Source organism: Oscillibacter sp. UBA6647 (assembly GCA_002455655.1).
Lineage (GTDB): Bacteria > Bacillota > Clostridia > Oscillospirales > Oscillospiraceae > Oscillibacter.
Genome location: DKLF01000041.1, coordinates 1 through 10,882, shown reverse-complemented (window position 1 = coordinate 10,882; position 10,882 = coordinate 1). Strand labels below are relative to the sequence as shown.

General features: G+C 53.8%; 13 protein-coding genes and 1 tRNA gene. 10 read left to right on the top strand and 4 right to left on the bottom strand.

Annotation, left to right across the window (positions count from 1 at the left end; translation table 11 throughout):
- The 4 genes from B2W96_RS03440 to B2W96_RS03425 all read left to right on the top strand — a co-directional run.
- A partial coding sequence (locus B2W96_RS03440; protein WP_293008573.1) for a ribokinase occupies positions 1-969 on the top strand: 969 nt, incomplete at its 5' end.
- A gap of 200 nt (positions 970-1,169) precedes the next feature.
- The gene (locus B2W96_RS03435) at positions 1,170-3,536 is read left to right on the top strand and encodes a phosphoketolase family protein (RefSeq protein WP_293008571.1); all 2,367 of its coding nucleotides are present in this window, start codon (positions 1,170-1,172) and stop codon (positions 3,534-3,536) included.
- 161 nt (positions 3,537-3,697) lie between these two features.
- Complete coding sequence (locus B2W96_RS03430; protein ID WP_293008569.1) at positions 3,698-4,231, top strand: RNA polymerase sigma factor; 534 nt, start codon at positions 3,698-3,700, stop codon at positions 4,229-4,231.
- On the top strand, positions 4,224-5,393 hold the full coding sequence (locus B2W96_RS03425; RefSeq protein ID WP_293008567.1) for a hypothetical protein: 1,170 nt from the start codon (positions 4,224-4,226) through the stop codon (positions 5,391-5,393). Before B2W96_RS03430 ends, B2W96_RS03425 begins: the two co-directional genes overlap by 8 nt.
- A 342-nt stretch (positions 5,394-5,735) precedes the next feature.
- Here B2W96_RS03425 and rpsR read toward each other — a convergent pair whose 3' ends face one another.
- Genes rpsR through rpsF form a run of 3 tightly spaced genes read right to left on the bottom strand, consistent with a single transcriptional unit; the run spans position 5,736 to position 6,791 of the window.
- Positions 5,736-5,990, bottom strand: a complete 255-nt coding sequence (rpsR, locus tag B2W96_RS03420) for a 30S ribosomal protein S18 (protein ID WP_293008565.1) — start codon at positions 5,988-5,990, stop codon at positions 5,736-5,738.
- A 40-nt stretch (positions 5,991-6,030) separates the two neighbouring features.
- Entirely contained in the window at positions 6,031-6,483 is a 453-nt protein-coding gene (locus tag B2W96_RS03415) for a single-stranded DNA-binding protein (RefSeq protein ID WP_293008563.1), read from the bottom strand.
- Positions 6,484-6,494: 11 nt separating this feature from the next.
- A complete protein-coding gene (gene rpsF, locus B2W96_RS03410; protein ID WP_293008561.1) occupies positions 6,495-6,791 on the bottom strand; it encodes a 30S ribosomal protein S6 in 297 nt (98 codons plus the stop codon).
- A 242-nt stretch (positions 6,792-7,033) separates the two neighbouring features.
- Here rpsF and B2W96_RS03405 point away from each other — a divergent pair, with 242 nt between their 5' ends.
- The 5 genes from B2W96_RS03405 (at position 7,034) to B2W96_RS03385 (ending at position 9,178) form a co-directional block, all read left to right on the top strand.
- Entirely contained in the window at positions 7,034-7,297 is a 264-nt protein-coding gene (locus B2W96_RS03405) for a hypothetical protein (RefSeq protein WP_293008559.1), read from the top strand.
- Positions 7,298-7,418: 121 nt separating this feature from the next.
- Positions 7,419-8,420, top strand: coding sequence for a replication initiation factor domain-containing protein (locus B2W96_RS03400; RefSeq protein ID WP_293008575.1), 1,002 nt, complete (start codon positions 7,419-7,421; stop codon positions 8,418-8,420).
- Positions 8,421-8,479: 59 nt separating this feature from the next.
- A tRNA-Glu gene (locus tag B2W96_RS03395) sits at positions 8,480-8,556 on the top strand.
- A 270-nt stretch (positions 8,557-8,826) separates the two neighbouring features.
- Positions 8,827-8,997, top strand: a complete 171-nt coding sequence (locus B2W96_RS03390) for a hypothetical protein (RefSeq protein ID WP_293008557.1) — start codon at positions 8,827-8,829, stop codon at positions 8,995-8,997.
- Position 8,998: 1 nt separating this feature from the next.
- On the top strand, positions 8,999-9,178 hold the full coding sequence (locus B2W96_RS03385) for a hypothetical protein (protein WP_293008555.1): 180 nt from the start codon (positions 8,999-9,001) through the stop codon (positions 9,176-9,178).
- Between the two features lie 15 nt (positions 9,179-9,193).
- Here the strand turns inward: B2W96_RS03385 and B2W96_RS03380 are convergent, their stop codons facing one another.
- Positions 9,194-9,424: a hypothetical protein gene (locus tag B2W96_RS03380; protein ID WP_293008553.1), complete on the bottom strand. Its 231-nt coding sequence runs from the start codon at positions 9,422-9,424 to the stop codon at positions 9,194-9,196.
- 252 nt (positions 9,425-9,676) lie between these two features.
- Between B2W96_RS03380 and B2W96_RS03375 the strand changes: the two genes are divergently transcribed.
- Positions 9,677-10,882, top strand: a 1,206-nt coding sequence (locus B2W96_RS03375) for a hypothetical protein (RefSeq protein WP_293008551.1), incomplete at its 3' end; no start/stop codon positions are given.

Here is a 10,882-nt window from a genome sequence, read left to right as displayed (position 1 = left end):
GGCAGCTTTATGATGGATTTGATTGCGTCCACGCCCAGAGCGCCGTCTGCGGGAGAGACGGTCATTGGGACCGATTTTCGTACTGCGCCCGGGGGAAAGGGCTCGAATCAGGCGGTTCAATGCGCCCGCTTAGGCGCGGAAGTCACTATGGTGGGACAGGTGGGAGACGACGCTTTCGGTGGTGAACTGCTTGGCGCGGCAGAGCGCTCGGGTGTGGATGTGAGCCGGGTGCTGACCGACCCAGCCAAAGCCACCGGCATTGCTCACATTCTTCTGGAGGTCACGGAAAACGGCGTGCAAAATCGTATTACGGTGGTTCCCGGGGCAAACTATTCAACAACCTGCCAGCAGGTTGCATGGCTGAAAGACGAAATCGGGTACTTTGATCTGGTGCTGCTTCAGCTTGAGATTCCCATAGAGATCAATGTGGCTGTGGCGCAGTACGCCAAGGCGTCGGGAGTACCCGTGATGCTGAATCCCGCCCCGGCGGCGGTGCTTCCGGAGGAACTATTGCGCTGCGTCACCTACCTTTCGCCCAATGAGCACGAGGCAGCGCTCCTCACGGGCCTACCCCTGCGGGTGGACGAACGCGGCGTTGACCGGGGAGACGTGGAGGCGGTTTCGGCGGCGCTGCTCCGCCGTGGAGTGGAAAACGTGATGATTACGCTGGGTGAAAACGGCTCCGTCGTGGCAGGCTCCGGCGAAATTGCCTATACCCCCTGCGTGAAAATGTCCGAGGTGAAGGATCCCACCGCCGCCGGAGACTCTTTTGTGGCGGCTTTTTGCACCGGGCAGGCCGCAGGGCTGCCCCGAGAGCAGGCGCTGGCCTTTGCCGCCCACGCCGCCGCCATCACCGTATCCCGGATAGGAGCCATGCCGTCCCTCCCCACATTGGAGGAAGTGCAGGCCCTGCTGTGGGAACGGGAGTACAGAGGGTTTGACATCTCGGAGTTGGACGCACTGCGGTAAAGACAGGACTTCGGACTTACGAAGGTGGGGCGGCGCGGCCCTGATTTAACCGGTGGGAAGCCCCGCGAAGCTGTATTAAAGGCGATCCCCGGAGAAAACTTGGAATGACCATCTAAATGATGTGTGCATAACAATTTGTGCCCGATGGGCCAACATGAGAAAGAGCCGCAAGGGCGGCATGAATGAATGGAGGTTTCAGTATGAGCGAATACATGGAAAAACAGCCGTTGACAGAGGAATACCTGAAAAAGATGGACGCCTATTGGCGGGCGGCAAACTACCTGTCCGCGGCGCAGCTTTATCTGTTGAAGAATCCCCTGCTGCGGGAGCCTTTGCGCGCGGATCAGATAAAAAAGAAGATTGTGGGCCACTGGGGCACTGTCCCCGGGCAAAACTTCGTGTACGTCCACCTGAACCGCATCATTAAGCAGTACGATCAGGACATGATTTTTCTCTCCGGGCCGGGTCACGGGGGCAACTTCTTCGTGTCCAACACCTATTTGGAGGGGACTTACAGCGAGGTGTACCCCAACGTGAGCCGGGATATGGAGGGTCTGCAAAAGCTGTGCAAGCAGTTTTCCTTCCCCGGCGGCATCGCAAGCCATGTGGCCCCGGAGACCCCGGGCTCCATCAACGAGGGCGGCGAGCTGGGCTATTGCCTGTCCCACGCCTATGGCGCGGTGTTTGACAACCCTGGCCTGATCGCCGCCGTCACCGTGGGCGACGGCGAGGCGGAGACAGGCCCGCTGGCGACCTCGTGGCTTGGCAACCAGTTTTTGAACCCCGCCGCCGACGGCGCAGTGCTGCCTATCCTTCATCTGAACGGCTATAAAATCAGCAACCCCACTCTCTTTGCCCGGATGAGCCATGAGCAGATTGACAGCTATTTCAAGGGCTGCGGCTGGAAGGCCCACTTTGTGGAGGGAGACGACCCCATGACCATGCACCGCCTGATGGCGGACACGCTGGATACGGTGATGGCCGAGATTCAGGCCATTCAGGCAGCCGCCAAGGCCGGGGAGACGACTTCCAGAGCGTGGCCTATGATCGTGCTGCGGACCCCCAAGGGCTGGACAGGGCCCAAGGAAGTGGATGGAAAAAAGGTCGAGGGAACCTTCCGTGCTCATCAGGTGCCCATCTCCATGGAGAAACCGGAGCACCTCAAGATGCTGGAAGAATGGCTTTTGAGCTACCGTCCGGAGGAGTTGTTCGACGAGAGTGGGCGGCTGATTTCCGCGCTTGAGGCGCTTGCCCCGGAGGGTGGGCGCCGCATGGGTGCAAATCCTCACGCCAACGGCGGAAAGCTCCGCCGGGACCTGCGACTGCCGGATTTCCGGGACTACGCGGTGGAGGTCCCCGCCCCCGGCGCGGTGGAAGCGCAGGACATGATCGAGCTGGGTGGCTATGTGCGGGATACCTTCCGGCTGAACGCCGACGCGAAGAACTTCCGTATTTTTGGGCCGGACGAAACCATGAGCAATCGCCTTGGCAAGGTGTTCGAGGTCACGGGCCGAAGCTGGAACAGCGTTACGGTGGAAGGAGACGAATTCCTTGCCGCCGACGGGCGGGTGATGGATTCCATGCTCTCCGAGCATATGTGCGAGGGAATGCTGGAGGGGTATCTCCTTACCGGGCGGCATGGCTTCTTCGCCAGCTATGAGGCGTTTATCCGTATCGTGGACTCTATGTGCGCCCAGCACGCCAAGTGGCTGAAAACCTGCAACGAACTGCCTTGGAGAGAGTCGATTTCCTCTTTGAATCTGATTCTTTCCTCTAATGTCTGGCAGCAGGATCACAACGGCTTTACCCATCAGGACCCGGGGTTTTTGGACCACATCGCCAACAAAAAGGCTGACGTGGTGCGGCTTTACCTGCCGCCGGACGCCAACTGCCTGCTTAGCTGCTTCGACCACTGTATCAAGAGCCGGGACTATGTGAACGTGCTGGTGACCAGCAAGCATCCCCGGCCCCAGTGGCTGACCATGGAGCAGGCTGTGAAGCACTGTACGCAGGGTGTTGGCATCTGGAACTGGGCCAGCAGCGATCAGGGAAGCGAGCCGGACGTGGTGATGGCCTGCTGCGGCGATACGCCGACGCTGGAGACGCTGGCGGCGGTGACCATTCTGCGGGATAGGATGCCGTCCATTAAAATTCGGGTGGTCAACGTGGTGGACTTGATGAAGCTCCAGCCCGCCGCAGAGCATCCCCACGGGCTCAGTGACCCGGAGTATGACGCGCTGTTTACGGTGGATAAGCCCATCATTTTTGCATTCCACGGCTATCACACCCTGATTCACGAGCTGACCTACCGCCGCCACAACCGCAACATCCATGTGTATGGCTATAAGGAGGAGGGGACGATCACCACTCCCTTTGATATGCGGGTACAGAACGAGGTGGACCGGTTCCATCTGGTGAAAAACGTCCTGCGCTATCTGCCGGAGCTGACGGGACGCAGCGCCCATCTCATTCAGGAGATGAACGACAAGCTGGTGGAGCACGGCCAGTATATCCGGGAATACGGCGAGGACCTTCCGGAAATCCGCGACTGGAAGTGGCGCGGGTAAGAAGCCGCTGAAGAAATAATTACCGGGCCGCCGGCTCTGCCAAGCGCAGAACCGGCGGCTCATTGTCGAAAGAAAGGCAAATGTTTTTTCTTTGCGATGTTACGTTTTGGACATCCGGCACGTCTATGTGACAAAGAGAAAACGCGGAAAGGGGGAGAAGCTTGCTGCCGATTTGTTTTATGGTGATGGACGAGGATTGCGACAGGGAACTGTTTGCCATGGTCTATCAGCAGTTTTACAACAGGATGATGCGTGTGGCGCGGCAGATTCTGCCCTCGCAAGCGCAGGCGGAGGACGCGGTTCACGACGCGTTTTTGAAGATCATCCAGCATTTTGACGATTTAAAGGCAGTACCGGAGGAACGGCGGATTTACTGGGTCGTGACGGTGACGAAAAACGCCGCGGTGGACCTTTTACGAAAGGAGAGGCGGGATTTGCCAATGGATGAAGAAGTGCAGAGGCAGGTGCCCGCCGTGCCTGCGGAAGAGGGCGGCTTCCGTGCACTGGTGGAGATTATCCGCAAAATGCCCGACACCTATCGCAGGGTACTGGAGCTGCGGTTTTTGACGGAGTGGAGCCATGCGGAGATCGCCCGGGAGCTGCACATCAGCGAGGGCGCGGTAAAAACCCGCGTGGCGCGGGGGCGGCAGATGCTGATTGAGTCCATGAAAGAGGAGGGGTACGTCTGTGAGTAAGCTAAATCTGGATGAGAACCTGACAACAGCTTTGATGGAGGCCCTGCGGGAGGACTGGGAGCAGGCTTTGGAGAGCGAGGAAACTCCCCGGATGTCCTGGCGGCAGCGCCGTCGCCTCAAGCGGATGCTGGCGGACCCGAAGGGTTACTGCCGCCGGTATTTGCGGGACAGAGAAGAACCCTCTCAAAATGGTGCGTTTGCAAGCCCCGGCGAGGTGCGTGTCAGAAGAAGGCATATGACGCGGGCGGTGATGGCGGCCGCCGCTGCGGCCCTGCTGGGCGGCTCCGCGTTGGCGTATTCCCTGACAGGCGGGGTGTTTTTCACCCATATGTTTGACTTTTTCGGGCAGGAGCTGGGGCTGGACGCCGGTGTCGCCGACATGTCCCAGCTTGCCAAAACGGACGGCGCGGCTCTGGGTATCATTCTGGAGACGGACGAGCTGCGCGTTGAACTGCTGGACGCGGTATCCGGCGGTTACATGTCCATGACCGCCCTGCGGGTAACCTGCAAGCAGTTGGACACCGTTCTGAAGAAGGACGAAAATGGGGATGTTTTGTGGCAGGCTATGTTTGGCGACATGGATGGAAGCATCACGGACAACGCCACGGTTTACGGCAGCAGCTACCAGTATACGGGGGAGGAACTGGGGCTGGAGCTGGCAAGCAATCAGTTCTGCCTGATTTTCAACACCAACAGCACCGAAACCATCGAGGCGGGAATCTATACGCTGGAGCTGCACAATCTGGTTAAAACCAGTTGGGACACGGAGGATACGATGCTGCACACGGGGGACTGGACATTGAATATCCCCTTGGAGGACGGCGGAAAATACGCCCGCACGGCGCCGGTTGGAGAAAACTATATCATCAGCGGGACGGAGTATCTTCTGGAGCGCGTTCAATATTCGCCTCTTTCCATGAACCTGTATTTTTCCTCGGAAACGCCTGCGGCCGATAGGTTTGGCTTTACCGACTATTCCGTGACGCTGAAGGACGGAAGGGTACTGGACGGCCCGTGGCTGTTCTGCGGCGTGGGCAGCGGGAGTGACGCATCCGGGAGCAGCGCGCAGGTGACGCTGGAATTCAACGCACCGCTGAATGTGGAACAGATTGCCTCTGTCCAGTTCTGCGGCTATTCGCTGGACCTGACGGAAGCAAAATAAAAACAGGAAAAAACCAAAACCGACGCGAAGCGCCGGGAATTTTTCATTGTTTGCCTAGCTCGAGGAAGCCTGATTTCCGTAAATATGCGGGCAATGGGAAGCGACATCCCGCCGAAGTGGGGTTGAATCGCCTTGACGGTTTGCGGCTTTATATGTTATTCCTGCAATCGGGGTAAATATGAAATGAAAGAGGCTGAGGAATTTACTTCCTCAGCCTCTTGCCTTGCCCACAGAAAATGGGCGTATCATGCAAAAAACCGGCATAAGCCGGTTTTTTGACACATTGCCCGAAGACAATGGCACTTATTCAATCAATCCCGGCCACGGAAAGCACTTGAGGTCTTAGTCCGTGACGTAGGGCAGCAGAGCGATCTGCCGGGCACGCTTGATGGCCTCGGTCAGCTCGCGCTGATGCATGGCACAGGTGCCGGTGGTGCGGCGGGGCAGAATCTTGGCCCGCTCGGAGATGAAGCGGTGAAGCTTCGAGGCGTCTTTATAGTCGATGAACTCCGTCTTGTCCGCGCAGAACTGGCAAACCTTGCGGCGCTTGTTCCGGTTCATGGGACGAGAGGGTCTGGAATCACGATCATAAGCCATGATAAATTCCTCCTTTTACAAAAATGGCGCTGACAGACGGTCAGAACGGCAGCTCGCCGTCTTCTTCCCCGATCTCAGCAAAATCGGAGTGGGCGTCCACGGGGGCCGGAGCATGTCCTCCGGCGGGCGCACCGTAGGCCGGAGCGTGATAACCGCCGCCGGACTCTCCGTCGCGCTTGGAATCCCCAAAATACACGTTATCGGCCACGACTTCGGCGGAGCGGCGCTTGCCGCCCTCCTTGTCGGTCCAGTCGCGAAGCTGCAAGCGGCCCTCCACAACGGCCATACGGCCTTTGGTGAAGTATTTGCTCACAAATTCTGCGGTGGTGCGCCAGGCGACAATGTCGATGAAATCCGTCTCCTTTTCGCCGCTCTGGGACTTGAAGTCCCGATCCACGGCCAGAGAGAAGGAAGTCACGGCGGTGCCGCTGCCTGTGCGGCGCAGCTCGGGGTCTCGGGTGAGACGGCCCATGAGGATAATCTTATTGAGCATATCCTGCCCCCTTATTCGCCCTTGCAGACGATCAGGGAACGCATGATGCCGTCCGTAATGCCGAGAATACGGTCCAGCTCCCGGGGGAAAGCCGCGGGGCTGTTGAACGTCATCAGCACGTAGTAGCCCTCGTTTTTGAAGCTGATGGGATAGGCCAGCTTGCGGCTGCCCCACTCCTCGACTTCCACGTTGGAGCCATTCTGCTCGGCGAGGGTTTTGAACTTCGCCACCAGAGCGGCGGTGTCTTCCTCACTGCGTGCAGGGTCGATAATGTAGACGACCTCGTAATTGGCGGTAATTTTTGCCATTTTTGCACCTCCTTTTGGACATATGGCCCCCATTCAAGGATGGGGGCAAGGATATGCTTGCAGACTGCAAGCCCTATTATTATACAGGAAAGGGGTCAAATGTCAAGAAATATTTAAAAACAGCCCGATTGGGCAAGTTTTAATATGTACTTGGACAAGCGGTTTCCAGCTTATGGAATGTCCGCTTGTCCATATTTTATAACCGGATACCAACCGGTCAATTATGTATGGAGGTACATTCCATGGAAGAAAAGACGTTTGTAGGTTTTAGCTACGGCAGGTTCCAGACTGACAGTGGGGAAACAAAAGATTACTGTAACGTGTTCATGCTGGAGGACTTCAACGGCACGGAGAACAACGATTATCACTTTGGCGGTCAAAAGGCCGTCAAGTATGGTTGCGGTTCTCCCACCATTTGGAAGGACATTAAGCCCGGTACGCGCGTTCAGTGCTATTTCGATTCCCGCAAGAAGATTTCCTACATGGTACCTGTCAACAAGGCGTAAGCGCGCTTTGCGGCCCAAATAAAGCGGTGCGGGGTAGCTCCCCGCACCGTGCCCCCCCCCCCCGCTAACAGGGGGGCACTACCTACAATAGAAGCTTAGGGGGCGTTCTAGGGTGGATAGCATGACAGCGGAAAACATTGTCCTGTATGACTGGCTTTCATTCACCAGCAAAGTCCATAGCCCTGACACGTTAATATCGGCGCTGGGTCTTTCCCATGTTCCATGGACAGAGACAAAAGGCGCACGGGGTTACAAGGATAGAAAATACTTTTCCTGCATCAGCATTCATTACAATGGCCGTGCTGATATGGGTGTGTGGGTGGAACTATCCGGGCAAGGATGCCGTACTTTTGAATCGCTTTCAAACGTCGGCTGGGACAGTCTTTTCAAGTTCATTCGTGATAACACTTTGAAAATAACCCGCCTTGACGTGGCCTTTGATGATCACACCGGCCTTTTAAATATTCGGCAGATTGTCAACGACACGCAATGCGGTATGTATATCAGCAAGTCGGACTATTGGGAAACGGTGCTTTCCAGCAAAGGCTCCACCGTGCAGATTGGCAGTCCCCAAAGCAAAGTCCTGATACGCATTTATGACAAAGCCGCAGAGCGTGGCTATTCCTCCGACGTGCATTGGGTTCGTGTTGAAATTCAGCTTCGGGATGATAGGGCGGTACAGTTTACAAAAATCCCGCTCCCCATTGGACAAGCTTTTGCCGGGGTGCTTCTGAACTATCTCCGCTACATAGAACCGGCAGAGGACGCGAACAAGTGGCGCTGGCCCATGACAAATTACTGGGCCGCTCTAGTAGGTGCTGCGGAACGCATTAGCATTTATCAAGCTCCGGGCATGGAGTACAACGAGGAGCGTTGCAAGCGGAATGTGGTCAATCAGGCAGGAAACGCCATTGATGCCTGTATCAAAATGTACGGCATTGAAGAATTTGAAAGCATGATTGAAAAGCGGGAAACCATGAAAAACCCAAAATACGATTTGGTGATTCAGCGGCATAAATTCGATGCACTTGCAAACAGAGTGGATTTCTATTTTAACGGCAAGAGCAATGCACAGCAGGAAGATGAAACGTTCTATTTTATTCCTCCTGCAATTTCCCTTTAATGTAACACAGTTCTCCGTCCCAGGCCTGCTGGCTGCGGTGGTGGATTGTGTTACAGATATGGCGGGATAGAGTAGTGGACTAGCTCGCCGGGCTTTCAACCCGGAAACACAGGTTCGAATCCTGTTCCCGCAACCATAACTTCAAAAAGAAAGGGGGTAATTTTGAAAGTACAACCAGTCTGTCTGCTGTCCTGTCCGCGACTTCCACGCTCACCACTCTGATGGGTAACGTGTGGGAACTCATGACGGGCAATCCTCTGCTGACCCTGTTCCTTGCAGTTTCTTTGATTGGTGTTGGCGTGTCCGTGTTCAAGAGTATTAAAGGCGCGTCCAAGGGCCACTAATTCCCCGGCGTGGGGGTTCGGGGATTTCCTGAACCCCCATTTTCTTTTTGGAGGTAATTTTCATGACCGATTATTTGACCGGCGTTTTAAGTCTGTTTGACGCTGTGCTTCGGGCCATGCTGGGTGTGCCGGTATTTGCGTTCTTTTTGGCCTGTTTTTTGATGGCGGCGGTGCTGGGGCTTTTTATGCTGGTAAAACGTGCGGCGCAGGGCCGCAAAGACCGGAGGTATTAAAATGAGCGGTGAAACGTTTCTCTATTATGCAATGAATTTTGTTCTTTGGCTCGTCGGCTGTCTCCATGTGATAGGCTGTGTCGGCGGTCTGGCCTTTTTCGTATGGGTGGTGCTTTGGGATATGAAACGGCCCAAAAATTCTGATGATCTGCTTGATAACGAAAAAGAGGACAGACCCTAGGCCTGTCCTCTACGGTTAGAATTTTCCGGTTTTCAGCCATTTTTCTTCTGGGCTGATTTTCTTTTTTCGGAAAAACAGTAATTTGAGCACAGTAATAAGCCCAACTACTGCAAGAATGCACATAGTCCCAAAAATCAGATATGTTAGAACCCCTCCCAAGGTGCTGTCATAAAACAGGCCGATTGCTCCACGGTATGTGATTCTTTCCAGCCACGACCAGCCGTTTTCACCGATAATAAATTTCATTTTCGCTATCCCTCTCTCTGTTTAAGGTGTGTTCAACTTCGGCTGCGGTTTTATAAATTTCGATTTCCTTTTCGTTTTTTTGTGTTCTCTCGCGTGATTTTTTCCACTGCATTATTCCTATTATTATGCTGATTAGTCCTAGGGGCCATATCCCTATAAGAAATATTAGGATTGTAAATAAAATCCATACGACTTTTGCAGCGTTATTCATTTTTTCATTATCCTCACTTTCTTTCGGGAGGTGCCTTTCTGGTGAATACTTTCTCAAAACGTATTGTAGCATTGTTTACAGTATTTGTCATCTGCTTTTCTATTATGGTTGTTCCTGCGTCTGCCGTAGATGGTTCTACATTTTGGGACTATTTTTCTTTGAATTTTGCGAAAGAAAACATTTCTAATTGGTGGAAAACTCTTTTTGGCTCCGACGACCCCGACACCGCCTATACAGACTATGTAACCACCGTAAAGGACGTTTTAGGGACTTCAACAGTAGGCGACAACTGTGTTTATCTGGGCAACTGGTCGGATCATGCGTCCTATAATTCTACCGCTGGCGAAAATGTTTCTTATACTTTTGCATCAGGCAGCACATTTACTTATTCTGGTACAGTTTCTCGTTTAAATGATGAAGCCGCTATTATGTGTTCATCTTCTTTTGTTGCTCCTGTTTCTGGTACATATAAATTTACCGGTTTTTGGTCAACCAGTAATAAATCTGTTTTTCTTTTAAGTGGTTTTCGCTTACAACTTAATGGTTCAAATATAACTTTTTCAAATGTTGCTGTCGCTGATTCTGGTGAAAGTTTTCTTTCTTATGATTTAACTGCTGGCACAACCTATGGTTTTGCATTTTTGTGGGTTGCTCCGTCTTCTACATCTGGCCCGTTTACCGTTTCCGGCGCTTGCCGCATGGAGTACCCTACCGGTGGTTTTGAAGCCGCTGCCGGTTCCACCGATGTTTCCCCCGAAACCCGTACCGGCTCTCTCTGCGGAGATTATTTCTACTCCGGTGATAACGGCTCCATGACGCAGGCAGAAAACATTTACTTATTCGATGAAACCAATAATATCATCAACAATCCTGCCACGGGAACCACGGCAACCGCTTCCAGTTGGAAATATGATTATGAAACCCGTACCTATACCATTACTGCTACGGACGGCAGTACCTATACCATCGTTCATGGAGACGAATCCGCAGAAGTAACGTATACGGATTCTTCCAATACCACGAATATTTATAATTATTATTATGGCACGAATGGCGGCGGTGGTGAGAATCCCGGAGAGCAGCCCGACAAGGAAAGCATTTGGGACAAGCTGGGAAAGCTGCTTGGCTCCATTACAGACGGGTTCCTTGAAGTCGTGAAAGCATTCTTAGGGAAGCTGCTGGATAGCTTAACTTCCCTTGTCGATATGATTAACAGCAAAATCGGCAATATTGTGGAATCCATTCTT